This window comes from Bradyrhizobium macuxiense (assembly GCF_007993935.1).
GTDB classification, from domain to species: Bacteria; Pseudomonadota; Alphaproteobacteria; order Rhizobiales; family Xanthobacteraceae; genus Bradyrhizobium; species Bradyrhizobium macuxiense_A.
The window spans coordinates 156,204-178,292 of sequence record NZ_VITY01000001.1; the positions used below are offsets into that span (position 1 = coordinate 156,204).

Consider the following 22,089-nt stretch of genomic DNA (forward strand, 5'->3'; position numbering starts at 1 on the left):
GCTCGGGGCTTACCCAAGGCGGGTCGTCAATCTGGGGGACTACAAATGAAGGAAATGTCAATTCCGGCGGCGGCGCTACGAGACCCAGAATCGGTCGAGATGCTTCGGGTCTGGATCGCGGAGAAGAGTCTTTGGTGCTCGATCAAGGTCGGGATGTATCGTGAGGCGATGAACGCTTCCGAAGAAACGGCATGGGGAACTATCCTGGCGGACGCAACGCGGCACATCGCCGACGCGCTCGCCAAAGAATACGAGGCAGATGCCTCCAACACGATCCAGCGAATCCGGCAGGCGTTCCTAGACGAGCTTGCCGATCCAACTTCCAAAGTATCTGGCGACTTCGCCTAACCCGGCGATGCCTGTCGTCGGGGATACCCCGCGTGGCGATTGCGGCTGGCGTGCGATGGGATGGTCGGGGCAGCTGGATTCGAACCAACGACCTGCAGTACCCAAAACTGCCGCGCTACCAGGCTGCGCTATACCCCGACATTTCCGAGAAGCCCCGTGGATACACGCTTCAGCCAGCGCCAGCAAGGCACCGGTGCGGGGCTTCCAGCGGCGAAATCGGCAACGGTTTCTGTCCCGAAATCGCGTCAAAAAACCTAGTGGCCGCCGAACAGCGGGTGGCCGACCCGGTCGCCGGGCTGGATGCCGTATTTCTGCGCGGTCCCGGCAATCACCTCGAGGACGCCCTTGGCGAGCCCCCGCGACGGGATGATCTTGGTCGACAGCGGTTCGGTGTTCTCGGCGATCCGCAGGATGCGCCCGTCGGCGCGGATGAAGATCATGTCGAGCGAGATGTAAGTGTTCTTCATCCACATCGACACTTCCTGTTCCGGCGTGAAGTCGAACAGCATGCCTTTGCCGTCCGCGAGCTCCTTCCGGTACATCAGGCCGGTCTCCTTCTCCTGCTCGGTGGTCGCCATTTCGACGGAGAAGACGTGCACGCCTGATTTGGTGACGATCTCGAGCGGCTGGACGCTGGCGGCCTGCGCGGCCGTGGCCAGCAGCGCGCCGAACATCATGACGAGGGAGGCCACCAGCCACGGGCGAAGCCGCCCAACCATGCGATCGAAATTCATCGACAAATACTCACACCGGGGAAGATTTTCCGGCGGACCCTAACCCGATGATTGCGGCAAATGCCAGAGCCCTGCAGGCTCGCCGCCGGCTCACGTTTCCGTCAGGGCGGATGACCGTTGTATTGGGCATGATCCTTTCGGAAAACCGCTCGGTACTTTTCCGGATCATGCCTTTTAGTGCGACGACAGTGCCGACGGACCGGTCTCCGGATGGATCTCGGCGGCCATCATGCCCTTGGAGCCGGGCCCGAACCGCACCAGCACATATTGGCCGGGGCGCAGCTCGGTCATGCCGAAGCGGCGCAGCGTCTCCATGTGCACGAAGATGTCGGGCGTGCCCTCGCCGCAGGTCACGAAGCCGAAGCCGCGCAGCCGGTTGAACCACTTGACCTGTGCACGCTCGAGCCCGCTGGTTGCGGTCACCGTGACATGGGTTCGCGGCGGCAGCATCTGCGCCGGATGGATCGCGGTCGACTCGTCCATCGAGACGATGCGGAAGGCCTGATAGCCTTTCGCGCGCTGCACGCATTCGACGACGAGGCGCGCACCTTCATAGGCGGTCTGATAGCCGTCGCGCCGCAGCACCGTCACATGCAGCAGGATGTCGGGCCAGCCATTGTCGGGGACGATGAAGCCGTATCCCTTCGAGGCGTCGAACCATTTGATGACGCCGGAGACTTCGACGAGGTTGGCCGCGGCGTCGCCGAGACCGGAGAAGGCATCCATCGCCGGATCGCGCGGCCCGCTGCCGTACTCGCCCTGTCCAATCCTGCTTTGCCCAACTCCGCCGATCGGCGGTCCGCCGAGCTTCTTGGACTCAAATCCGTCCGACCCCATGACCCCGGACCCCACACATCAAATGCAGAGCGCCGACGTTGCGGCGCACCCTGTACACGCTGCTTTCCATGACCGACTCATTTGGACGCTGCGCGAATCTCTCAACCAAAAGATAACACTCCCGCTTGCCGGGCATAGCTAAAAAACGATTCTTGCGGGAACTATGAACAGGCTTGCACAGCCGCGAATCAATCGGGCGTCAGTTGCCGACGAAAGGACCAAGCGTGTCGCCGATGTCGTGACGGATCACCAGGTCGGCGATGTCGTCCTGATCGGTCGGCTCGTTGTTGATGATCACGAGCCGCGCGCCGCGCTCCTTGGCCATCATCGGAAAGCCGGCGGCGGGCCACACCACCAGCGAAGAGCCGATCGCCAGCAGCAGGTCGCAATGACCCACGAGTTCCGTCGCGCGGTGCATCGCATCCTCGGGCATCGACTGCCCGAACGAGATCGTCGCGGTCTTCACCGGATCACCGCACTCGGCGCAGTCGGGCGCACCACCGGCCTTGTCGAACTGCAGCTTCACCCACGAAAGGTCGTAGGCCTTGCTGCAACCGATGCAGCGGGCGTAGGTGGTGTTGCCGTGCAGCTCGATGACGTCATCGGCCTTGAAGCCCGACGCCTGATGCAGATTGTCGATATTCTGGGTGATGATGCCGGGAATCTTGCCTGCCCGGTACAGCGACGCCAGCGCGCGATGCCCGCGCCCCGGCTTGGCAGCGGCAAATGTCGGTTCCATCGCGAAGCGGCGGCGCCACGACTCGTCGCGCACCTCCTGACTGGCGACGAACTCGTCGAACGGGATCGGGCGGTTGCGGGTCCACAGCCCGCCGGGCGAGCGGAAGTCGGGAATGCCGCACTCGGTGGAAATGCCCGCCCCGGTGAAAGGCACGATCGACGATGCCTCGGCAATCATGTTGCCGAGCTGCTCGACACCGTTGCGCAAGTCTTTTGCAATCACTGAAGACGATCCGGTTGACCGCCGCGACTATAGCACGGCCGGACCGATTGCGAGCTCGACCCTGCCGCCCCAGCATCATCACATTCCTGCACGGCCTGCTCCGCATTGACGCCCAATTCACCGATGCCAATGCGCGCGGGGATAGGACCACCATGACGAGGATGGGCAATGACGGATCTGGAAGAGCGCGTCGCGCGCGAGCGCGAGGAGATCGTCGCGCGCATCGCCAGCTTCAGGGCGACGCAGCGGAAGTTCGAGCGCGATCGCCAGGAGTATTACGACAACACGCTCGGCAACGTCTGGAGCGGATTTCAGCGCAAGAGCGCTTGATGTCGTCCACGCGCGCATCCCCGCGCTATCGCATCATGACGCACGAATGAGAAAGCCCGGAGCGCTGTGCTCCGGGCTCGTCGCCGTTACCAATAGTGGCGATAGTAGTGGTGCCGGTAATACGGGCGATAGTAGGCGTAACCGTCGTCGTAGTAGCCGTAGCGCGGGCCATAATAACCGTAGCCAGGCCCGTAATAGCGTGGGCCGTAATACGCACCAGCCGCGCCCGCGGCGAGCGCGCCGGCAGCCAGACCGAACGCCAGGCCAGGTCCGATATGACGCGCCTGCGCCGGCGCGCTGACCATCGTTGCGCCAACCGTCGCAACTGTCGCCAAAACTGCCAATGTCCTTTTCATGCGCAACCTCCTCACGTGGTTATGCGCACCAACGCGGGCACAATGGGATGGTTGCAGCAAAACGCCTGTTCCGGTTCCCCAGCCATGCGATAGCGCAAAGCTACCATCGGATAGCGCCGGAACAAAAACACAACCTCCGTGATTAACTGTGATGTGAGCGAGGTTGGCATCGATGCCGGCGTGGATGGAACTGCTGCTGAATGTGATGGGTTTTGCCGGCTTTATCGGCATCGCGATGTATCACAAGCACCCGAACGGGAAGCTGCCGGACTAAGCGCCGGCATTGCCCGGGAGTTTGCTGCGCCTCAGTTTGCCTTGCGTGCCGTGCGGACCAGCCGGTCCGCCTTCACGAGTACCTTGCTGCTCTCCGGCTGCGGCCGAAGCCAGAAGCTGATCACCACAAAGGCGGAACAGAACAGCAAGCCCACCACCATCACACGTCGGTGGGTCGGTCTGTCAGCGCTGTGGAACGACGGCATCATGGCTGTCACCTGCAACTATCCCTAGCGCAATCGCAGGTGGTGGCAACGCAATGCCACTCTTAACCTAACTCGGTAGGGTTAGCGATGGCCCGGTATGGCGCCGGCGGGAATGCCCTGATCGCCGGCTGCTTGTGGAATCCACAGCATATCCCGCGCTTGTCCGCAGCAAATTCACAGGGGCCGTAAGCCCGTTTCCTCAATAGACTCCGGCTCTTGCCGCGCACCCGTCCACAGCCCGCCGCGATCAGGCGTCCGCCAGACGTTTCAGGGTCGCTTGGAAGCTCAGGCTGCGGGTTCCGACCAGCACGGTCCCGAACACCTCGGCCTGGTCGCCGCTGAAGGTACCGGAGAAGCCGCTCGTCACCTCCTGCCCGGCGAACAGCGGCCGGGCGAACGGATCGGAGAACGGGGAATGCTGGTTGGTCCTGAGGTGCCCCTTCCAGGTGCCTTCGCCGGCCGTGTAGGCGCCGATCGACCAGAAATACGGCCCGCCGCCGATCAAAAGACCGTCCCGCAGGATCAGGACGCCGCTGTCGCGGCCGCGCACGCCGTCGGTCATATGGATATGGATCGAATAGAGCCCGTTCCGCATCGATCGCGCCGTCCGGTCCTGAAGGGCCGCAGTATGACGCCAAGCCTGGCGGCGCGCGAGCACGCCGATACCGCCCGGCCGCCGATTCGGGCCAAAAGCGCGGATCCGGACGCTAACAAGTCGTTAAGAAACCCCTGACAAGGTTCGGACCGCCGGAGGGAGCGAGCCATGCTCATTTACCCCGTACCTGTCGAAGTGACGCAAGCCAGGGTGCAACTCGTCGTCGATCAGACGGCGAAGGAGCAGCCGCGCATCATCAGTGCCGATGTTCTTGACGTCTTCGCCGCCAAGAACAAGGCCGACCGTGATGCCGTCGAGACCATGCTCGACATCAAGGTGTGAGCACACCGATCAGGTCGCGCGCGGACAGGAACCACTCCATCACATGCGGGTCGTCTCGGGGTGACACCAGGAGACAGCCATGGACAGGCTTATCGTCGTCAGCATCCTCGCCTTGATATGCGGCCCAACGTTCGCCCAGAACGCCGGTCCCGCCCCGCAAAGCGGCATGGAGCGGCCTGAAAACACCAATGGGGCCACACCGAAGGGATCGATGGATACCACGGGCATGGATACCAAACGGGCCAACGAATCCGAGACAAGGGGCACAGCGCGTGACGCGGCCGGTGTCTCAAAATCAGGAACCAACCGCTCAAGACCGAATTGACCGGCGGAATGGCGGTCACCATGCGTGGTGCCGACAGTTCGCCGCCCTGTCGGCTTTGAAAGACCCTGCGAATCCCCCTCGCGGGGTCTTTCTTTTGAACCATCTGCACGTCGCGACGACATAGAGACGCTGGGGGATTTCAGGGCCCAGCATCCGGCGCAGCGCTGTGGGACGAACATATTCCGTCTACGCGGCGCTGTTGCATTTTATGAATTCAACCTTAAGTTTGATCCCCAACAGTTGACGGCTCACGCCCTGAGAGATCCCCAGTCCGTCAACTGGGAAAGCCCCGCATCCAGCCTGCGGGGCTTTCTATTTCCCGGCCCGGGAACCTTCTGTCCGCCGCGACATTGTATGCCTGGTTGCCGGCACGATCTCCCCAAGGCCGGTCGGCATCAGACCTCGCGAGCCCGCTCGCGGGGTTTTGCTTTTTAGAGGACGTCCAACCTCGCGCGTCCTTGATTGGCGGTGATGAGCATTCGATGAGATAGAGGCACGTGCCTCCAAGGCTCGACCACGAAAGCCCTGTCCTGGAATTTTCCTGGGCGGGGCTTTCTCGTATCGCTTGCGGCGCATGCTTGCGGCGATGCAGCGGCGCATACTTCACGCAATCGCGATCATGAATGGCGGGAAAGCACGAACGGCAGCGGGGTAGACCCGCACGTTAGCGCTGCCCCTTGCTGCGATTTGCTGCTAGTTTTCGTCCCGGACCATTCCCGCCCAAACAAGCATCTCTGCAAGAATCTGAAGCTGCCAGGAGGACAACAATGCGCTATCTGCACACCATGCTGCGCGTCCGCAATCTCGATGTCGCGATGAAATTCTATCAGGACGCACTCGGGCTGAAGGAAGTGCGCCGCATCGACAATGACAAGGGCCGCTTCACGCTGGTGTTTCTCTGCGCCGAGGAAGACCTCCATCTGCTCAAGTCGCTGCCGCAGACCCGCGGTGCGCCGCTGGTCGAATTGACCTACAATTGGGACGAGGAGAAGTACGGCGAAGACCGCCATTTCGGCCATCTCGCCTACGAGGTCGACGACATCTACGCGACCTGCGAGAAGCTGATGAAGATGGGCGTCACCATCAATCGTCCGCCGCGCGACGGCAACATGGCGTTCGTGCGTTCGCCCGACCTGCACTCGATCGAGATCCTGCAGAAGGGCGATCCAAAGGCGCCGGCCGAACCGTGGGCCTCGATGCCCAACACCGGCCACTGGTAAAGCGCGCAAGTAAACGCCGCACCCGAGCGCACGTTCCTGTTTGCGCGTCGCCGTCGGTAACGGCGGGACAATTGCTAGGCGGGACAATCTCTAGGAACGTGTCGCAACCGTTGAAGTTGCCTCCTCATCCATTTGAATGCGAGGAGGCAACGAGATGGGAAAAGGAATTTTGCTTTGGCTGCTGGGTGTACCGATCCCGGTGATCATCGTGCTGTGGGTGTTGTTCGGTCATTGACCGCGTTTTGATGCTGCGTATGAGCGAGGCTCTGCCGCGATGCGGCGGAGCCTCTTTTTTGCTCTCGATACAATTCACCGCGCGCTTTTCCCCGGCGTTTCGGCTAAGAACGCGCGCAAAGCACAACAGCGGGAAGAATCGCGTGATGGACAGCAAGCCGCAACTGACGATCTGGGGCCGGGCCAATTCGGTCAACGTGCAGAAGGTGCTCTGGTGTCTCGCCGAGCTCGACCTCCCCTATCAGCGCATCGATGCCGGCATGCAGTTCGGCAAGAACGATCAGCCCGACTATCTCGGAATGAATCCGAACGGTCGCGTCCCGACGCTGGTCGACGGCGACTATGTGCTGTGGGAATCCAATTCGGTGATGCGCTATCTCTGCATGGCCTACGGCCAGAGCTCGCCGATCTATCCGCAGGCGCCGAAGCTGCGCGCCGGCGTCGATCGCTGGCTCGACTGGACGCTGTCGACGCTGCAGCCGGTCGACCGCCCGGTGTTCTGGGGGATCGTGCGCACGCCGCCGGATCAGCGCGACATGGTCAAGATCCAGAAGGACGCCGATGCCGAAGCCGTGGTGTGGCGCGTCGCCGAAGCGCAGCTTGCAACGCACCGCTTCATCGAGGGCGATCAGTTCACCATCGCCGACATCGCGCTCGGCGCTTTTGCGCGGCGCTGGTTCGGCGTCGAGGGCGTCACCAAACCGAAGCTGCCCAATCTCGAGCGCTGGTTCGGCGAGATCGCGCAGCGGCCGGCCTTTGTGCGCATCGTCGCGCCGCCGATGTCCTGAGCGGCAAGGCGGTTAGAGCATAGTCTTTTCGGAAAACCGCTTCGCACTTTTCCGGATCATGCTTCAACGTCCGCTGGACATCCCCGCACCAACACTGACCGCGCCACCGAGTTTCACGCAGGTGTCGGTGCCTTCGACCTTGACGAAGCCTGGTCCGTAGGACGCGCAGGGATTGCTGCGCGTCACGGATTTTGACGACAAGGCCCTGCCGGCATCGGGCGGCGTCTGGAAATTGCGGCGATCGCCGGCTTGCGCGAGCGCTGCGGCGGGAAGCAGGACGGCGATGACGGCGAAACAGGTCTTGCGCATCCGGCCTTTTATCGCGCGCGGCCAAAAGAGGCTAGGTCATGATGCGAAGAGGTAGCATCATGACCTGGCCTCTCTTTTTTGGCGTGATCTTTCCGGAAAACCGGCGTCCACTTCTCCAGATCCCGTGTCAGCGCACGAATTTGACGCCGAACGTCCTGCCCTCGCGCCAGACCACCTCGCAGGCGCGGCCGGTGCGGGCATCGCGCGAAAACGCCAGCCGCAGCTTGGCCGGCAGCGTGTTGTTGTCCTGAACCGTGATTTTTGCGCCGGTCGAGGACATGTCCTCGACCACGCAAGGCCGCGCGGCGAACCCGCCGTCGAGCGTGATCCAGCCGGACTGACGCAGCGATTTGCGCGTTTCGCGCTTCTTGGACCCTAAAGCCATCACATTATCCCCGAGCACACGCCTATCGCCGCGGGCTTACCAAAGGGTTGCGAAATCGTGGCGGATTGCAGCGATTGTGGGCTTGTCCACACCCGCGGGGACGGCGCGGCAAAGCCTCCACCCGAAAGACAATCCGTTCAATTGGCCGGATTTCCGGTTCGGCCGTAATGGCGCTCCGTAATGGAGCTCCTGGCGACGGCAACGGTGGCACGCAAATGGGGTAATCCACGCGCGCCTTTGAAACTCACTCGAACCTATGCTTTCCCCAAGGGGGGCGACGGCCGTGCACCGCCGGACGGACAAGTGGTTTTGACGGCTCGCCCTAGAGATAGAGAAAGGCTTGTGCCGATGCTGGCGCGCTCACTGGACCGCCTCTTGCCGACGCTCAAAGCGATCAACGCCGATGTTTTCGCCAAACGCGCATTCGAGTTCGCGTTTTGGATGAAACTGCGGGCTCAGCAACGAATGTCCGGCATCTATGAACCCTGCTTCACCCAATTGGTCGATCTGGACTTAGACGATTATTGCGGCAAGAGAGTGCTCGATATCGGCTGCGGCCCACTTGGTACACTAGAGTGGGCCGACATGACGATCGAACGCGTTGGCCTCGACCCGCTGGCTAACCTCTATCAAAAGCTGGGAACCGATAGCCACAAGATGACATATGTGACGGCTCATTCCGAAAGCATCCCCTATCCGGACGGCCACTTCGATATCGTTTCCTGCTTCAATGCGCTCGACCATGTCGATGATCTCGACCAAACAGTCGCGGAGATCAAGCGAGTGGTAGCAAAGGGTGGAATATTCTTGCTGGGCGTCGATACCAACCACGCGGCGACGATTGCCGAGCCGATCACAATCGACTGGAACATCGGTCAGAAATTTCACCCGGAGATGAGCATCGAAGTCGAGCGGCATTATGAACGGTCATCGAACAACTATATCGATGTGATGAATAGCAAAGCGTTTTTCGATCACGCCGATCCTCGCCCCCGCCCCGGCATCATCATTCTCAAACTTCGCAAGGTACTTTAGTCCGATCGTCGCCGCAGTGGTCGACGCGCCGTCATCCGCTTCAATGAATTGAGGAAAAACTCCCAAACCATTTTGCCGGTTGGGAAAATCGTCGGCAACCAAGGAAAATCAGGCGCTTAAGCTGCCAATGGCGCTCCCTAGCGGAATCGAACCGCTCTCTCCACCGTGAAAGGGTGGCGTCCTAACCGATAGACGAAGGGAGCAAAACTCCCGGCAAATCAATACGTTAGACGTGAGATGCGCCGGACTGGCCGCTACCGGCGAGCGGCCGCGACGGGCGAACGTATAGTGGCGATTGGCCGGACGGGCAAGCGTCGAGACACGCTTTTCCCGGATTGCCGTCGCCCGCAGGAGGTCACCTGCAGGACAATCCGGCCTCGATCGAGGTCCAGAAGCCGCAATGCGACGGCACATGCGCATGCGCCCGCGAACCGCCCACATGAATCAGGATGGCGGCCGCAAGCGCGACCACGACGCCTGGAACAATGAGTCTTCGGAACGACATTTTTCGGAACGACATGGGCCTGCGCATCGAACGACATCGTGGCCTAACTAAGGCCTGCGGGCCGGACGGCAGCAACACGCACCGCGCCAGCCGCTAGTGATTGCTGGCGACGTCCTGACGATTGGTCTGCTGCGCCGCCGCCACCGCCGGCGTCCGCTTGATGCAGGTGCTGCAGATCACGAGCTTGCGCGCCAGCCGGTCGTCCGCATCCGCTTCCGACAATTGCGTCTCCGCCACCGCCGATGACGTATTGCGCGCATGGCGCCGCGGCTGCGGAGCATTGGGATCCTGCCCGGCACCGTCCCAGGCCAGCGGCCCGGTTCCGGACGGCGGTGTGGCCATGCCGTATTGCTGCGAATATTGCGCGCAGGCGCCGAGCGCGATCGGAAGAAACAGCACAGCGGCCTTGCGGGCCCAGTTCCGGAATGCAGACATGATCACACCCACACGCTATTCGTACCGCGACCTAAGAGCAGAACCGCTAAGAAATCGTTTGCCCTGATTGTTCCGTCGCATTCAACCGCGACGGCATCAAGACGGGATTGCGGCGCCGAACAGCAAATCGAGCCGCAAATCAGAGACGCAAATCCGGAGTCCAATCATGTCAGGCATCAACGGTCGCTTCGATGGCAAGCGCGTGCTCGCCGATCTCAATGCGCTGCGCGCGATCGGCGCCTACAAGACCGGCGTGCACAAGCCGACATTCTCGGAACCGCATCTGCGCTCGCTCGACTGGCTCGCGGCGCGCCTGCCCGACGCCGGTCTTGTCGCGACGATCGATGGCATCGGCAACGTGTTCGGCGCCAGCGCGAAGGCAGGACCGAAGCTGCTCGCAGGCTCGCATCTCGAAAGCCAGAACCATGCAGGCTGGCTCGATGGGCCGCTCGGCGTCGTCTATGCGCTGGAGGCCGCGCGCGTCATCAACGCCGATCCCGGCATCAACGGCGCGGTCGAGGTCGCCGCATGGTGCGACGAGGAAGGTCATTTCGGCAGTTTCCTCGGCAGCCGCTCCTTTGCCGGCGCCGTGACCGAAGCCGATATCGATGCGGCGCGCGACCGCTCCAGCGACCGCACCATGCGACAGGCATTGCGCGATGCAGGCTTTGCCGGCCGCGCGCGCCTCAACGCCGAGCCTGGCCGCCATATCGGCTATCTCGAAGCGCATATCGAGCAAGGCGACACGCTGGAAAGCAGCGGGCTCAAGATCGGCGTCGTCACCTCCATCGTCGGCATCTGGCAGTATCGCATCAATTTCACCGGCGAGCAGAACCATGCCGGCACCACACGGATGGCAGTGCGCCGCGATGCGGGCCTGGCGCTGGCGCGGTTCTGCGTCGCGATCGACGACAGCTTCCCTGCCCTCTGCGGACCGCGTACGGTCTGGACCACCGGCCGCATCACGCTCGACCCCGGCGCACCGAGCATCATCCCCGGTGGCGCCGAGATGCTGTTCCAGATCCGCGACGACAATCCCGAGGTGATCGCACGTCTCGAGGCGCAGTTGCATCGGATGGCGGGCGAGGCCACCGCTCACGGCCGCTGCGGCGTCAGCGTCGAGCGCATCCGCACCGGCGTGCCCGCGATGATGACGCCTGCGTTCCAGGACGCGATCGAGGCCGCGAGCGCGACCTGCGCCGCAGGCAAATCAATCCGCATGCCGAGCGGCGCCGGCCACGACGCCCAGGTCCTCGCCACCCTCATGCCGGCTGCGATGCTGTTCGTGCCGTCGATCGGCGGCATCAGCCATCACTGGAGCGAGAATACCGACGACGCCGACATCGTCACGGGCGCCGAGGTGTTTGTCGAAACCTGCCGGCGACTGCTGGCCGGCTAGGATCAGGTCGGACCGCTCCTGTTGCCGGATCTCAGTGAAGCCAGCGCGTGCGAACTCTGTACCGCCCCTCTCCTCGCGGTGAAGAAGACGTACAGCAGGCAGACGTCGACCAGGATCGTGGCGGCCATGACGCCATAGGCCCATGGGCTTTCCATCAGCTTCACTTCGATCAGCACGCGTGACAGGCCAAATCCCACGACCCACGCATCAAAGCTCATGCAGATCCGGCGAAACGTCTCGGCATCCAGCCGCCGGATCAGCCAGGCACCAAGCGGTATGCCGACGACGACGCAGGGAACGAGCACGAACAAGATGCTCCGGCTCTCCTCGATGAACAGACCGAGCTTGTAGTACGCGATCGCGGTCAGGCTGGACTCCGTCACCCGGACAAGAGCGAGACCGGCCCGAAACTCATCTTTCACGAGGCCCTGATTGTTGAAGAGGATCGCAAGCGGCGGTCCCGAAATGGTCGTGACCGAATACAGGACGCCGAGCGTCGTTCCAAAGGGCAAACCGACCAGCCATTTCGATTGGATCGGCTTCCGCCAACCGGCCGCCTGCAGCAGGATCAGCGGCAGGATAATCGAGTAGGTGGCGAACTTGGTCCATCCGGGCTGAAGCGACGTCAGGGCAAAGGCTCCGACCGCGATGCCGGGCAGCATGCCGATGAGGATCGGCAATATGCGTCGCCACACGGCCGGGACGCCGCTCAGGTTGATGCAAAGAACGTAAAGGTTGACGAAGACTTCGACGATGACAATCGCGGGATTGAGAACGCGATTGGTGTAAAACACGAGCGCGACCGGCACGGTGAGCGACGAGAACCCGTACCCCAACGCACCGTTTACAAAGGCCGCAAACAGGGCGCTTACGGCAAGAACGATCACAGCAGAATCAATCGAAGGCATCTCTGGCTTTTACCGGATCAGTCACTGCCCGCTGTATTATAACCCAACGAAGGGAACGCGGTGCCCGAAACTTGCGACGGGCCTTGCGAAGCAGCCCGTGCTCGCCGCGACAGCGCACACTCCATTCGCCCAGCGAAGAGGCAGACGCCACGCCCGCGGAAGTTCACCGCAATTTGTGGATCGGTGATGCCGGCATGGCGCAGGCGGCGGTGCCGGGGCGCCCTTCCGCCATCAGGAACCGTCCGGCAGCGCTTCTCCCCTGATCTGATCGAGGCCCGTACCGGTAGGGTTCGGCCGCGCTTTCGCAGGCGCCGTGGCATATTGGACACGAGAACAGCGCCAGCCGAACCGATTCCGGCAATCGTCCATTTGCAATCCGCTGAACTTGCTGCCATTTCTTCAAAACGCATCGCTGTGGTGCCATTGAAGGGGCCCGTTCGGCTCATGTTGTTGCTCGAGTCGCTTCCGACCGTGATTGGCGCCGCTGCCATCGCACCCGCACTGCTGGTGCTGTGGCTGGTGATTGCCGCCGACGAGCGCCCCGGACCGCCGGTGCAGGTATGGCTCGCCTTCGTGCTCGGCGCGGCCAGCATCTCGCTGCTGGGCCTGGCCCGCATTCCCTTCAATGCGCTGCTGGCCATTCCCGACAATCCCTGGGCGACGCAGGCGGTGCGGGCGTTGTTCGGCGTCGCGGCGCCGGAGGAGATCGTCAAGGTCCTCGTGATCGTTGCCATCTCGACGCGGCGCCGTGCCTTCGCCGATCCGATGGATACCGTGGTGTATGGCGCGGCTGCCGGCCTCGGCTTCGCCGCCTATGAGAACCTCGCCTATCTGGTCCAGCACAAGGACATGTGGCGCGCGCTCGCGGCGTTACGCAGCGTGCTCACCGTGCCGTTCCACGGCGCGCTCGGCATCATCGCCGGCGCCTATCTTGCGATCGCGCGCTCGGGCGGCGCGCTCGGCGCCTACCGCGGTCATCGCGACTGGGCCCGCATCACTAACTGGACACTGGTGCTGGTCGCGCCGGTCCTGCTGCATGCGGCGTTTGATTTTCCGCTGCTCGCACTCCAGCGCATCCCCGATCTCAGCTCGACCGCGCACCTGCTGCTCGGTTCGGCCAGCGTGCTGATCGGCTTCTCCTCGATCGGGTTCGCAGTCCGCCTGGTGCACCGCCTCGGCAAGCATCATGCCCCGCGCACTGACGTCGCGCGCGAGCGGCTGAGCCAGCTGCGACGGATGTGGGCGCTGCTGCTGATCGGCGGCGGCACCGGCTTTGCCGGCGTCTCCTTCCTGCTCACCTCGCTGCACCACTGGTATGTCAATCCCGAGCGCAACGCCTCGTTCATCCTGATCCCGATCGGCTTCACCTCGATCCTGATTGGCCTCGCGTTGCTGATCGCGACCACCGCCGTTTACTTCCTCGGCCGCAACCGGATGCGGACCGCCTCGGAGGGCTTTCCGTCCGCGCCAGGCCAGAGCTAGGATACGCACGCGGGCAGATCTGGAGAACCGCGATGACCCTGTCCAACGACCTCAACAAGCTGCGATCGGAGATGCAGGCCGCGGTCAAGGCGCATTGGAAAGCCTTCCTGTTCGAGGGCATTCTGCTCGTGATCCTCGGCATTGCGGCGATGATCGTGCCGACATTCGCGAGCCTCGCCGTCACCATCTTCCTTGGCTGGATGTTTCTGATCTCCGGCATCGGCGGGCTGATCGTGACGTTCTGGGCGCGCAACATGCCGGGCTTCTGGTGGTCGCTGATCTCGGCGGCGCTCGCCGTGCTTGCCGGCATGGTGCTGCTGGCGCGGCCGATGCAGGGCGTGTTGACGCTGACCATCGTCATCGGCGCCTATTTCGTCGCCGAGGGTGTCGCCACCGTCATGTACGCGCTGGAGCACCGCCGCGAATTGTCAGGACGCTGGTCCTGGCTGCTGATCGCCGGCCTGATGGATATCTTGGTCGCCTTCTTCATCATCGCGGGCCTGCCGGAATCGGCGGGATGGGCGATCGGCCTCCTGGTCGGTCTCAACCTGATGTTCGGCGGGGCGACCCTGATCGGGATGGCGTTGGCGGCGCGCAACACCTGACGGCGAACCGCGGCGGGCTTGTATTTGGGGGGTGACAGCCCCAAATCCCTGGGCTATAGAGCCGCCCCATGATCACATCAGCCACCAGCTATTTTTGGTACTTTAGCTACGACAGCTCGCTGGCGGCAGGAGGATCGCGCTCAATCTGAAGAATTGCAGCAAACGTCCAAAACAAGCCGCCAGGCCTGGCGGCTTTTTTGTGCCGGCAGGTCCCGAAAAATCCAAAGGAGCCAGCCGTGTTGAGTACGACAGACGATCTTCGCATCAAGGAACTGAAGGAACTGAGTACGCCCGAAGAGGTGATGCGGGAGGTCCCGCGCACCCTGACGGCGACCCGCGTCGTGATGGGCGCCCGCAACGCCATCCACGCCATCCTCAATGGCACCGATGACCGCCTGCTGGTCGTCGTCGGCCCCTGCTCCATCCACGATCCCGCGGCGGCCGTCGATTACGCCGAGCGTCTCGCCGGCCTGCGCGAACAGCTCGCCGACCGCCTCGAGATCGTGATGCGGGTCTATTTCGAGAAGCCGCGCACCACCGTCGGCTGGAAGGGGTTGATCAACGATCCCGATCTCGACAACAGCTTCGACATCAACAAGGGGCTGCGGCTCGCCCGCAACGTGCTGTCGGCCGTGAACAATCTCGGCTTGCCGGCCGGCACCGAATTCCTCGACATGACGACGCCGCAATACATCGCCGATCTGGTCTCGTGGGCTGCGATCGGCGCCCGCACCACCGAGAGCCAGATCCATCGCGAGCTGGCGTCTGGCCTGTCCTGCCCGGTCGGCTTCAAGAACAGCACCGACGGTGGCGTGCGGATCGCGGCGGATGCGGTGAAGTCGGCGTCGCACCCCCATCATTTCATGGCGGTCACTAAGGGCGGCCGCTCGGCGATCGCCGCGACCAGCGGTAACGAGGACTGCCACGTCATCCTGCGTGGCGGGCGGGTGCCGAACTATGATGCAGCGAGTGTCGATGCCGCCGCCGCCGAGCTCGGCCGCGCCGGGGTCGCAGCGCGGCTGATGATCGACACCAGCCACGCCAACAGCAGCAAGAAGCCGGAGAACCAGCCGGCGGTTGCCGCCGACATCGCAAAGCAGGTCGCGAGCGGTGAACAGCGCATCATCGGCGTGATGATCGAGAGCAACCTTGTCGCGGGACGCCAGGACGTCGTGCCGGGCAAGCCGCTGACCTACGGCCAGAGCATCACCGACGGCTGCATCGACCTTGCGACGACGGCTGACGTGTTGAAGCAGCTCGCCGATGCCGTCGACGCAAGACGCAGCGTGCGGCGTGACGGCCTAGAGGAGCGCTCGGCCTGACGCTGCCGAACGAATTGAGCGTTGCCGGCGGGGCTGATATCGCGCTCCGCCGGTCTCTTCCGTGGCCTAGCAGCCGCGGCAGATGCTCTTGATCTTCTTGTCGAGCGCAGCGTCTTCCTTGTTGGCCTGGCTGTTCGGATCGCTGATGTTCTTTTCGCTGCCAACGTCGCCGCGGCGCGGCTGACGATGTCCGACCGGCGCTTCCGGCACCCCCGAATTCTTCTGCATCGAGGACGATCCGCCCTGTTGCTGCGCCAAGGCCAGGGACGTTCCAAGCTGGGGCGCTCCGACCGCAACAATCATCAGAGCCATCAACAAAACAGTCTTCCGCATCTCGCCTCTCCGCTTCTCAACCCTATTGCGCCCGTTCCGGCACCTCGACGCTAGCACAGTTGCGTCGTCCCTGCGCTGTGCAATCCTGAACCTTCCGTATATCGGCCATGGTGCCGAGGAGCCAGATTCCGGCGGCGACCAGCACCACAAAGAAGCCCAACGTCACAGCATTTTCGATGCTGCGGTTGCCCTCGTCCTCGGACGGCTCCTGCCGTCCGTCCCCGGCCCCGCCCACCGCCGGCTCACGATTGCGGCGGATAAGTATGAACGTCCCCGCAATAATCGACGATACGGTACCGCCGTTCCACGGAATCTTCACGATCCCGGGAAACCGGCTGCGACAAATAGGTCGGTCCGATCGGCGCCTTGCCGTAGCCGCCGGGGATGTCGAGCACATAGTTCGGCTGGCACAGTCCGGAGACGCGCCCGCGCAGCGCCCGCATCAACTCCTGCCCGGCTTCAATTGTGGTGCGCAAATGCGCGGTGCCGGGCGCAAGGTCGCCGTGGTGCAGGTAATAGGGCTTGATCCGGCACTCGACGAAGGCGCGCATCAGCGCCGTGAGCGTCGCAGCATCGTCGTTGACGCCGCGCAGCAAGACCGACTGGCTCACCAAGGGAATGCCGGCGTCGGCAAGCCGAGCACACGCCGCGCGGGCATTGGCGCCCAATTCGCGCGGATGGTTGGCATGGATGGCAATCCAGGTCGCAGCCCCCTCGACCCGCAGCGCCGCGATCATCTCGGGACTGATGCGTCCGGGATCGGCGATCGGAACACGGGTGTGGAGGCGGATGATCTTCACATGATCGATGCCGGCGAGATCGGCCATGATTTCGGTCAGCCGGCGCGGCGACAGCATCAAGGGATCGCCGCCGGTCAGGATGACCTCCCAGATCTCCGGATGGCTCCTGATGTAATCGAGCCCCGCGCGGTAGGCGTCGTCCGACAACGCCGAGGCCTTTCCCGGCCCGACCATTTCGCGCCGGAAACAGAACCGGCAATAGACCGCGCAGACATGGACCAGCTTGAACAGGACCCGGTCGGGATAGCGATGCACGATGCCTGAGACCGGCGAATGCGCATCGTCGCCGATCGGATCGGCGTTCTCGCCGGGCTGCTCCACGAGTTCGTCGGCGCTCGGGATGAACTGCCGCGCGATCGGGTCGGCTGGATCGGCCGGATCGATCAGCGCGACGAGCTCCGGCGTCACCGCAACGGCGTAACGCGCCGCCACCTGTTCGAGCTCGGCAAGCGCGTCGACCGGCGCGAGGCCGGCATCGATCAGCTCGCGCGGCTGGCGCAGCGTCGCCGCCAGTTTCGGATCGATCCTGTTCATGGCTCTCCTGCAGGCGGCATCCAGACCACCTGATCAATTCGTGGCGCGCCGCTCGCCAGCATCACCAGCCGGTCGAAGCCGAGCGCGACGCCGCTGGCTTCCGGCATCTGGCCGACCGCGGCAAGGAAATCGTCGTCGAGCGGATAACGCTCGCCGTAACGGCGGGCCTTCTCGTCCATCGCTGCGGTAAAACGATGGCGCTGCTCGGCCGCATCGGTCAACTCGCCAAAGCCGTTGGCGAGCTCGACCCCGCAGGCATAGACCTCGAAGCGCTCGGCGACGCGTGGCTCGCCCGCCTTGGTGCGCGCCAGCGCGGCCTCCGGCGACGGGTATTCGAACAGCACCGTCAGGCGGCCCTGACCCAGATTGGGCTCGACATGCTCGACCAGCACCTTGCTGAAAATGTCCGACCAGGTGTCGTCATCGGCGATCCGCACCCGCTCGCGCGCGGCTGACGCCAGCGCCTCGCGGTCGCCTTCGCCGCCCGAGATCGTCGCCAGCAGGTCGATGCCGGCGAAGCGCTCGAAGCCGCTCGCGACGGTGAGCAGCTCAGGCTCCGCAAAGGGATCGGCCATCCTGCCGCGGAATGAAAACCGCCCGATCCCGGTCGCCTGCGCCGCATGGGCGATCACGACGATGGTGTCGGCCATGATGGCGTCATAGCCGGCATTGGCGCGGTACCATTCCAGCATGGTGAATTCAGGCAGATGCAGGTCGCCGCGCTCGCGATCGCGGAACACCCGCGCGAACTCGTAGATATTCGGCTCGCCGGCGGCGAGCAGCTTCTTGCAGGCGAATTCCGGAGAGGTACGCAGATAGCGCGTTGCCTGCGAGCCATCGGCCTGCCTGAGCGCGGTCCGCGGGGCGTGCAGATGCGTCTCGTTGCCGGGCGAGATCTGCAGGATGGCGGTCTCGACCTCGGTAAATCCCTGCTCCTCGAACCAGGCCCGGAGCGCGCGCGTGATCGCAGTCCGCGCCTGCAGGAACGGCCTGCGATCGGCGTAGCGCTGCGGCGTCCACCAGGGCGAGGGCTGATCATGTGCGGTCATCGGCCGGCCGCCCCGGCGGCTGCGGATTCAACATCAACAAGCCGCCGCCTCCACTTAAGATTCGACTGCAAATGCCTGATTCCAAAAAGATACATGATCCACACGGCCTTGGCCTCCGCGCCACTTGGCGGAGCTGATCCCTTCTTGTCGAAAGATGCCGGCATTGTCCATGCGCAGCCTCGGCTGAACCTGAACGGGTGGTCCAGCGTCCCACACCCAGTTCAACTGGAACGGATCAAGCCATGTTCCGCCGATTGCAAACCGCTGGATGCACATTGCTGCTTGGGCTGGCCCTGCTCGTGCCGGCCAACGCCGACGGCCCGGGAAAGCAGTTCAAGCGCGTCGCCGATGCACCCACGTTCACCTCACCGGACGGCAAGGTTCGGCTCGAGCAATATGTGCGCGACATGGGCGACGATGGCCTGCTGTTTCAGTTCTGGACCTTCGACCCCTCGCACAAGCACGCCGTTCTCCTGAACGCGGGCGAAACCACCGATCAGGCCGGATATCAGGCCGGCTTCCGCTTCAGCCCGGACAGCCAGTGGCTGGTGCGAATGCAGAAGATCGGCTCCGGCACTCACACCCTCTACCTCTACAAGCGCAACGGCGACCGGTTCGCACCGGCAACCGCAAAGGCGCTCGGCGATGCCGCCTGGGACTTTTTCTTCACCCAGCCGGCCGCCACGGGCGTTCGGCACGATCCCGACGATCCCTATTCGCTCGACCATATGCGGGTCGGCCTGATCAAGGGGCTCGAGGACAACTATGCCTGGCTCGGCCAGCATTGGCCCGACAACCGCTATCTGGTCCTCGGCCTGTCGTTCGACATCCAGGGCGAGGAAACGCCGTTTCCCTGGGTCGAGGACTGGCGCTGCCTCTACGACTTGACGACCGGCACATTCTCGGTCCCCGAGAGCTTCGCCGAGCACAACCAGAACGCACGGAAAACGCCCGATCCGGCCCGAAAATAGCGCCTGACGGCACCGGCGGAACGGTTGGCAAACTGCCGAATTGGGCCGCAAAAGACTGGCATCTCAGGGACAAATCAGTATGTTGCAGCCCGAAATCGCCGCCACGGCCGAGGGGCTGCCGGTCCGGTTTGCGCCCCCGATTCTCAAATTCAGGAAAACACCTTTGAAAGTCATCGCCAGTTCCATCCGCAAGGGCAACGTCATCGAGCAGGACGGCAAGCTCTATGTGGTCTTGTCCGCCGAAAACATTCATCCCGGCAAGGGCACCCCGGTCAGCCAGATCGAAATGCGCCGCATCGGCGACGGCGTGAAGGTCTCGGAGCGCTACAAGACCACCGACCAGGTCGAGAAGGCCACCGTTGAGGACCACAACTACAACTACCTCTATGAAGACGGCGACGGCTTCCACTTCATGAACAACGACAATTACGACCAGGTCCAGGTCTCCAAGGAGATCGTCGGTTCGTCTGCGCCGTATTTGCAGGAGAACATGACCGTGAAGCTGTCGATGCACGATGGCAATCCGGTCGCGATCCAGCTGCCGCAGCGTGTGACGCTGGAAGTGGTGGAGACCGAGCCCGTGACCAAGGGCCAGACCGCCTCGTCGTCGTACAAGCCGGCCGTGCTGTCGAACGGCATCCGCACCGGCGTGCCGCCGCATGTCTCCACCGGCACCCGCATCGTTGTCATGACCGAGGACGGTTCCTACGTTGAACGCGCCAAGGACTGAGCGAAAGAATTGAGCGGCAACGCGCGGTGACGTTCGTCATGAACTATCGCTGTGCATCAGGTTGTTGTTTAAGCTCAAACTTTGCGGAAAACTGCTACACACTTTTCCGGAACTTGCTCTAAAATCTCTCGCGATCAGGCATGACCCGGGGGGTGCAGTGAACAGGAAGATTGTCAGCTTCGTCAGTTGCTGGCTGGCAGTCCTGCTCTTGCCTCTCCCCGGCGCCCATGCCGACGAATTCCGAACGCCTTCGATCTCGGCCATGCGGGTCGAATGGCGCGCCGTGCTCGACCAACTCCGGCAAGAGATCGCCACCCGCCCGGCCATCGCCACCAGCTTCACATTCGCCGGACAGCGCCGCGTCCCGGCCACCGATCCGCGCGCAATGCCCGCGCTGGTGCAGCTGAACGCGGTGACATCGCCGCTCTTCCCCGGCATTGCGCAGAGCCCGATCCCAGTGCTGCTGCCGTTCGACCCCGCAAGCTATCTCGATGCACGGCAAGGCGGCACAGCGGACGGCCTGCCGGTCGCACGCTACCAGGCCGATTTCCGCGCTGCCGACGCCTTCCATGCCGGCGCGTCCGGCTACGACGCGGTGTTCTCGCTGGACCCCGGCACTGGCGACGGCATGCCGCCGCGAACGTTTGCAAAACCGGTCGAGGTGCAGATCTCGGGCTCGATCCTGGTCTACGACCTCGCCGACCGGCTCGGCGGCAAGGGCGAACCGGTCAAGACGCTGGCCGCACAGTTTCCGGACCTGCGCCGCTTCATCCGCGAGGGCTATGTCCGTTACGCTTTCACCCGCTTCGGGATCCCGTATGTCGTCTCGATCCAATGCCTCGATAGTGCACCGCGGCCGAAGCGGCTGGCGTGCCGCGAGGCCTACCCGGTCGCCGAGCGCTTCCTGAAGGCGTTGCGCGTCGCCGGTGGCCAGCCGTCACGGCCGCGCAGCGACACCGCCTCCGACATCTCCGAGCGGCCGATCACGCAGTCGGCCGATTTCACCTACCGCCCGAGCGGCGACATCATCGCGGGCAGCGGCGGCCGCAGGCAGCAAGGCGGCCACGCCGACTTCGTCGTCTATTCGCAGATCCGCTTTCCGCTCGCGAAGGCGCCGGCCTTCGCACATTCGCAGTCCTTCCCGAAGCGCGGTCGGGTCGACGAGTATCCCTGGCAGGACAATTTCTGCGAGGCGCGCAGTTTCGAGGTCGGCCAATGCGCCAGCGGCTTCGGCCATCAGGGCCAGGACATCAGGCCCGGCGCGTGTCCGGCCGACGGCAAGGACGGTTGCGACCCCAGGCAGCAGGCTGTCGTCGCGGTGCGCGACAGCATCGTGATCCGCTCGGCGCAGCAGCAGGCCGTGACATTGCAGGTCAACACCCGCACCGAGCACGTTCGCTTCCGCTACATGCACATGAACCCGTCGGTGATGGATGCCGACGGCCTGCTCAACGGACGGCGCCTCAGCGAGGGCGAGAAGATCGGCGTGGTGTCGAACTATCTCGACCATCCCAACGGCACGTCGCGGCATCTGCATTTCGACGTGCAGGTGTTCACGCGCGACGGCTGGCTCTGGGTCAACCCCTACACCACGCTGGTGTCGGCCTATGAACGGCTGATCCGAGGCCGCGGCCGCGAGATCGGACCGGAGCCCGGGCCTGCGGCCGCCGTGGCGCATGCCCTGCCCGACGACGTCGTGCGTCGCATCGACACCCAGGAAGGTGGCGGCAATTAGCGC

27 protein-coding genes and 2 tRNA genes are annotated in these 22,089 nt (G+C 63.6%); 14 read left to right on the top strand and 15 right to left on the bottom strand.

Features of this window, described 5'->3' with window-relative positions:
• Positions 1-45 precede the first annotated feature (45 nt).
• Complete coding sequence (locus FBZ93_RS00725) at positions 46-348, top strand: DUF5076 domain-containing protein (RefSeq protein ID WP_146984095.1); 303 nt, start codon at positions 46-48, stop codon at positions 346-348.
• Positions 349-409: 61 nt separating this feature from the next.
• On the opposite strand, the gene FBZ93_RS00730 is transcribed toward FBZ93_RS00725, so the two are convergent.
• From FBZ93_RS00730 to FBZ93_RS00745, 4 genes are all read right to left on the bottom strand, one after another.
• A tRNA-Pro gene (locus FBZ93_RS00730) sits at positions 410-486 on the bottom strand.
• Positions 487-602: 116 nt separating this feature from the next.
• The gene (locus tag FBZ93_RS00735) at positions 603-1,082 is read right to left on the bottom strand and encodes a DUF192 domain-containing protein (RefSeq protein ID WP_146984097.1); all 480 of its coding nucleotides are present in this window, start codon (positions 1,080-1,082) and stop codon (positions 603-605) included.
• A 174-nt stretch (positions 1,083-1,256) separates the two neighbouring features.
• Positions 1,257-1,919, bottom strand: a complete 663-nt coding sequence (locus FBZ93_RS00740; protein ID WP_074126089.1) for a cold-shock protein — start codon at positions 1,917-1,919, stop codon at positions 1,257-1,259.
• Between the two features lie 199 nt (positions 1,920-2,118).
• Positions 2,119-2,880, bottom strand: a complete 762-nt coding sequence (locus tag FBZ93_RS00745; protein ID WP_167528863.1) for an SIR2 family NAD-dependent protein deacylase — start codon at positions 2,878-2,880, stop codon at positions 2,119-2,121.
• Between the two features lie 168 nt (positions 2,881-3,048).
• On the opposite strand from FBZ93_RS00745, the gene FBZ93_RS40410 reads away from it, so the two are divergent.
• Positions 3,049-3,210, top strand: coding sequence for a hypothetical protein (locus tag FBZ93_RS40410; RefSeq protein WP_167351841.1), 162 nt, complete (start codon positions 3,049-3,051; stop codon positions 3,208-3,210).
• Positions 3,211-3,296: 86 nt separating this feature from the next.
• Here FBZ93_RS40410 and FBZ93_RS00750 read toward each other — a convergent pair whose 3' ends face one another.
• The 3 genes from FBZ93_RS00750 to FBZ93_RS00755 all read right to left on the bottom strand — a co-directional run bounded on the left by FBZ93_RS00750 (position 3,297) and on the right by FBZ93_RS00755 (position 4,640).
• On the bottom strand, positions 3,297-3,566 hold the full coding sequence (locus FBZ93_RS00750; RefSeq protein ID WP_146984099.1) for a hypothetical protein: 270 nt from the start codon (positions 3,564-3,566) through the stop codon (positions 3,297-3,299).
• A 305-nt stretch (positions 3,567-3,871) separates the two neighbouring features.
• Complete coding sequence (locus FBZ93_RS40415) at positions 3,872-4,048, bottom strand: hypothetical protein (protein ID WP_167528864.1); 177 nt, start codon at positions 4,046-4,048, stop codon at positions 3,872-3,874.
• Positions 4,049-4,292: 244 nt separating this feature from the next.
• On the bottom strand, positions 4,293-4,640 hold the full coding sequence (locus FBZ93_RS00755) for a GrlR family regulatory protein (protein ID WP_146984101.1): 348 nt from the start codon (positions 4,638-4,640) through the stop codon (positions 4,293-4,295).
• 168 nt (positions 4,641-4,808) lie between these two features.
• Between FBZ93_RS00755 and FBZ93_RS40420 the strand changes: the two genes are divergently transcribed.
• The 4 genes from FBZ93_RS40420 to FBZ93_RS00770 all read left to right on the top strand — a co-directional run bounded on the left by FBZ93_RS40420 (position 4,809) and on the right by FBZ93_RS00770 (position 7,549).
• Positions 4,809-4,982 carry a hypothetical protein gene (locus FBZ93_RS40420; RefSeq protein ID WP_157863264.1) on the top strand — a complete coding sequence of 58 codons (174 nt, stop codon included), beginning with the start codon at positions 4,809-4,811 and terminating at the stop codon, positions 4,980-4,982.
• Positions 4,983-5,061: 79 nt separating this feature from the next.
• On the top strand, positions 5,062-5,307 hold the full coding sequence (locus tag FBZ93_RS00760) for a hypothetical protein (RefSeq protein ID WP_146984103.1): 246 nt from the start codon (positions 5,062-5,064) through the stop codon (positions 5,305-5,307).
• Between the two features lie 767 nt (positions 5,308-6,074).
• Positions 6,075-6,527 (top strand): VOC family protein, encoded by a 453-nt coding sequence (locus FBZ93_RS00765; protein ID WP_050420326.1) that lies wholly within the window; start codon positions 6,075-6,077, stop codon positions 6,525-6,527.
• Between the two features lie 380 nt (positions 6,528-6,907).
• Positions 6,908-7,549 (top strand): glutathione S-transferase family protein, encoded by a 642-nt coding sequence (locus tag FBZ93_RS00770; RefSeq protein WP_146984694.1) that lies wholly within the window; start codon positions 6,908-6,910, stop codon positions 7,547-7,549.
• 63 nt (positions 7,550-7,612) lie between these two features.
• Here the strand turns inward: FBZ93_RS00770 and FBZ93_RS00775 are convergent, their stop codons facing one another.
• The gene (locus tag FBZ93_RS00775; protein ID WP_146984105.1) at positions 7,613-7,858 is read right to left on the bottom strand and encodes a hypothetical protein; all 246 of its coding nucleotides are present in this window, start codon (positions 7,856-7,858) and stop codon (positions 7,613-7,615) included.
• A 127-nt stretch (positions 7,859-7,985) separates the two neighbouring features.
• Positions 7,986-8,243: a PilZ domain-containing protein gene (locus FBZ93_RS00780; RefSeq protein WP_050420322.1), complete on the bottom strand. Its 258-nt coding sequence runs from the start codon at positions 8,241-8,243 to the stop codon at positions 7,986-7,988.
• A gap of 180 nt (positions 8,244-8,423) precedes the next feature.
• On the opposite strand from FBZ93_RS00780, the gene FBZ93_RS00785 reads away from it, so the two are divergent.
• Positions 8,424-9,278 carry a class I SAM-dependent methyltransferase gene (locus FBZ93_RS00785; RefSeq protein WP_146984107.1) on the top strand — a complete coding sequence of 285 codons (855 nt, stop codon included), beginning with the start codon at positions 8,424-8,426 and terminating at the stop codon, positions 9,276-9,278.
• Between the two features lie 128 nt (positions 9,279-9,406).
• Here the strand turns inward: FBZ93_RS00785 and FBZ93_RS00790 are convergent.
• Both FBZ93_RS00790 and FBZ93_RS00795 read right to left on the bottom strand, forming a co-directional pair.
• A tRNA-Glu gene (locus tag FBZ93_RS00790) sits at positions 9,407-9,481 on the bottom strand.
• A gap of 395 nt (positions 9,482-9,876) precedes the next feature.
• Positions 9,877-10,218 (bottom strand): hypothetical protein, encoded by a 342-nt coding sequence (locus FBZ93_RS00795; RefSeq protein ID WP_146984109.1) that lies wholly within the window; start codon positions 10,216-10,218, stop codon positions 9,877-9,879.
• Between the two features lie 166 nt (positions 10,219-10,384).
• Here FBZ93_RS00795 and FBZ93_RS00800 point away from each other — a divergent pair, with 166 nt between their 5' ends.
• Positions 10,385-11,617, top strand: coding sequence for a Zn-dependent hydrolase (locus FBZ93_RS00800; protein WP_146984110.1), 1,233 nt, complete (start codon positions 10,385-10,387; stop codon positions 11,615-11,617).
• Positions 11,618-11,619: 2 nt separating this feature from the next.
• On the opposite strand, the gene FBZ93_RS00805 is transcribed toward FBZ93_RS00800, so the two are convergent.
• Positions 11,620-12,525 carry a sulfite exporter TauE/SafE family protein gene (locus tag FBZ93_RS00805; protein ID WP_146984112.1) on the bottom strand — a complete coding sequence of 302 codons (906 nt, stop codon included), beginning with the start codon at positions 12,523-12,525 and terminating at the stop codon, positions 11,620-11,622.
• Positions 12,526-12,969: 444 nt separating this feature from the next.
• Here FBZ93_RS00805 and FBZ93_RS00810 point away from each other — a divergent pair, with 444 nt between their 5' ends.
• From FBZ93_RS00810 to FBZ93_RS00820, 3 genes are all read left to right on the top strand, one after another.
• Positions 12,970-14,007, top strand: coding sequence for a PrsW family glutamic-type intramembrane protease (locus FBZ93_RS00810; RefSeq protein WP_146984114.1), 1,038 nt, complete (start codon positions 12,970-12,972; stop codon positions 14,005-14,007).
• A 32-nt stretch (positions 14,008-14,039) separates the two neighbouring features.
• Positions 14,040-14,612 (top strand): HdeD family acid-resistance protein, encoded by a 573-nt coding sequence (locus FBZ93_RS00815; protein ID WP_146984116.1) that lies wholly within the window; start codon positions 14,040-14,042, stop codon positions 14,610-14,612.
• A 236-nt stretch (positions 14,613-14,848) separates the two neighbouring features.
• Positions 14,849-15,934, top strand: a complete 1,086-nt coding sequence (locus tag FBZ93_RS00820; RefSeq protein WP_146984117.1) for a 3-deoxy-7-phosphoheptulonate synthase — start codon at positions 14,849-14,851, stop codon at positions 15,932-15,934.
• Positions 15,935-16,000: 66 nt separating this feature from the next.
• Here the strand turns inward: FBZ93_RS00820 and FBZ93_RS00825 are convergent, their stop codons facing one another.
• The 3 genes from FBZ93_RS00825 to epmA all read right to left on the bottom strand — a co-directional run bounded on the left by FBZ93_RS00825 (position 16,001) and on the right by epmA (position 18,650).
• Positions 16,001-16,267, bottom strand: coding sequence for a hypothetical protein (locus FBZ93_RS00825; RefSeq protein ID WP_146984122.1), 267 nt, complete (start codon positions 16,265-16,267; stop codon positions 16,001-16,003).
• A gap of 242 nt (positions 16,268-16,509) precedes the next feature.
• On the bottom strand, positions 16,510-17,601 hold the full coding sequence (locus tag FBZ93_RS00835) for a lysine-2,3-aminomutase-like protein (protein ID WP_146984123.1): 1,092 nt from the start codon (positions 17,599-17,601) through the stop codon (positions 16,510-16,512).
• Complete coding sequence (epmA, locus tag FBZ93_RS00840; RefSeq protein WP_146984124.1) at positions 17,598-18,650, bottom strand: EF-P lysine aminoacylase EpmA; 1,053 nt, start codon at positions 18,648-18,650, stop codon at positions 17,598-17,600. Before epmA ends, FBZ93_RS00835 begins: the two co-directional genes overlap by 4 nt.
• 275 nt (positions 18,651-18,925) lie before the next feature.
• Between epmA and FBZ93_RS00845 the strand changes: the two genes are divergently transcribed.
• The 3 genes from FBZ93_RS00845 to FBZ93_RS00855 all read left to right on the top strand — a co-directional run bounded on the left by FBZ93_RS00845 (position 18,926) and on the right by FBZ93_RS00855 (position 22,086).
• A complete protein-coding gene (locus FBZ93_RS00845; protein WP_146984125.1) occupies positions 18,926-19,621 on the top strand; it encodes a hypothetical protein in 696 nt (231 codons plus the stop codon).
• A gap of 163 nt (positions 19,622-19,784) precedes the next feature.
• The gene (gene efp / locus FBZ93_RS00850; protein ID WP_106326324.1) at positions 19,785-20,351 is read left to right on the top strand and encodes an elongation factor P; all 567 of its coding nucleotides are present in this window, start codon (positions 19,785-19,787) and stop codon (positions 20,349-20,351) included.
• 157 nt (positions 20,352-20,508) lie between these two features.
• Positions 20,509-22,086, top strand: a complete 1,578-nt coding sequence (locus FBZ93_RS00855) for a M23 family peptidase (RefSeq protein ID WP_146984126.1) — start codon at positions 20,509-20,511, stop codon at positions 22,084-22,086.
• The last annotated feature ends 3 nt before the right edge of the window (positions 22,087-22,089 follow it).

What these genes read in the sequence shown, in the direction of transcription:
- FBZ93_RS00725 (WP_146984095.1), top strand. Translation starts at nt 46, where the DNA reads ATGAAGGAAATGTCAATTCCGGCGGCGGCGCTACGAGACCCAGAATCG.
- FBZ93_RS00735 (WP_146984097.1), bottom strand. Translation starts at nt 1,082, where the DNA reads ATGAATTTCGATCGCATGGTTGGGCGGCTTCGCCCGTGGCTGGTGGCC.
- FBZ93_RS00740 (WP_074126089.1), bottom strand. Translation starts at nt 1,919, where the DNA reads ATGGGGTCGGACGGATTTGAGTCCAAGAAGCTCGGCGGACCGCCGATC.
- FBZ93_RS40410 (WP_167351841.1), top strand. Translation starts at nt 3,049, where the DNA reads ATGACGGATCTGGAAGAGCGCGTCGCGCGCGAGCGCGAGGAGATCGTC.
- FBZ93_RS00750 (WP_146984099.1), bottom strand. Translation starts at nt 3,566, where the DNA reads ATGAAAAGGACATTGGCAGTTTTGGCGACAGTTGCGACGGTTGGCGCA.
- FBZ93_RS40415 (WP_167528864.1), bottom strand. Translation starts at nt 4,048, where the DNA reads ATGATGCCGTCGTTCCACAGCGCTGACAGACCGACCCACCGACGTGTG.
- FBZ93_RS00755 (WP_146984101.1), bottom strand. Translation starts at nt 4,640, where the DNA reads ATGCGGAACGGGCTCTATTCGATCCATATCCATATGACCGACGGCGTG.
- FBZ93_RS40420 (WP_157863264.1), top strand. Translation starts at nt 4,809, where the DNA reads ATGCTCATTTACCCCGTACCTGTCGAAGTGACGCAAGCCAGGGTGCAA.
- FBZ93_RS00760 (WP_146984103.1), top strand. Translation starts at nt 5,062, where the DNA reads ATGGACAGGCTTATCGTCGTCAGCATCCTCGCCTTGATATGCGGCCCA.
- FBZ93_RS00765 (WP_050420326.1), top strand. Translation starts at nt 6,075, where the DNA reads ATGCGCTATCTGCACACCATGCTGCGCGTCCGCAATCTCGATGTCGCG.
- FBZ93_RS00770 (WP_146984694.1), top strand. Translation starts at nt 6,908, where the DNA reads ATGGACAGCAAGCCGCAACTGACGATCTGGGGCCGGGCCAATTCGGTC.
- FBZ93_RS00775 (WP_146984105.1), bottom strand. Translation starts at nt 7,858, where the DNA reads ATGCGCAAGACCTGTTTCGCCGTCATCGCCGTCCTGCTTCCCGCCGCA.
- FBZ93_RS00780 (WP_050420322.1), bottom strand. Translation starts at nt 8,243, where the DNA reads ATGGCTTTAGGGTCCAAGAAGCGCGAAACGCGCAAATCGCTGCGTCAG.
- FBZ93_RS00785 (WP_146984107.1), top strand. Translation starts at nt 8,424, where the DNA reads ATGGAGCTCCTGGCGACGGCAACGGTGGCACGCAAATGGGGTAATCCA.
- FBZ93_RS00795 (WP_146984109.1), bottom strand. Translation starts at nt 10,218, where the DNA reads ATGTCTGCATTCCGGAACTGGGCCCGCAAGGCCGCTGTGCTGTTTCTT.
- FBZ93_RS00800 (WP_146984110.1), top strand. Translation starts at nt 10,385, where the DNA reads ATGTCAGGCATCAACGGTCGCTTCGATGGCAAGCGCGTGCTCGCCGAT.
- FBZ93_RS00805 (WP_146984112.1), bottom strand. Translation starts at nt 12,525, where the DNA reads ATGCCTTCGATTGATTCTGCTGTGATCGTTCTTGCCGTAAGCGCCCTG.
- FBZ93_RS00810 (WP_146984114.1), top strand. Translation starts at nt 12,970, where the DNA reads ATGTTGTTGCTCGAGTCGCTTCCGACCGTGATTGGCGCCGCTGCCATC.
- FBZ93_RS00815 (WP_146984116.1), top strand. Translation starts at nt 14,040, where the DNA reads ATGACCCTGTCCAACGACCTCAACAAGCTGCGATCGGAGATGCAGGCC.
- FBZ93_RS00825 (WP_146984122.1), bottom strand. Translation starts at nt 16,267, where the DNA reads ATGCGGAAGACTGTTTTGTTGATGGCTCTGATGATTGTTGCGGTCGGA.
- FBZ93_RS00835 (WP_146984123.1), bottom strand. Translation starts at nt 17,601, where the DNA reads ATGAACAGGATCGATCCGAAACTGGCGGCGACGCTGCGCCAGCCGCGC.
- epmA (WP_146984124.1), bottom strand. Translation starts at nt 18,650, where the DNA reads ATGACCGCACATGATCAGCCCTCGCCCTGGTGGACGCCGCAGCGCTAC.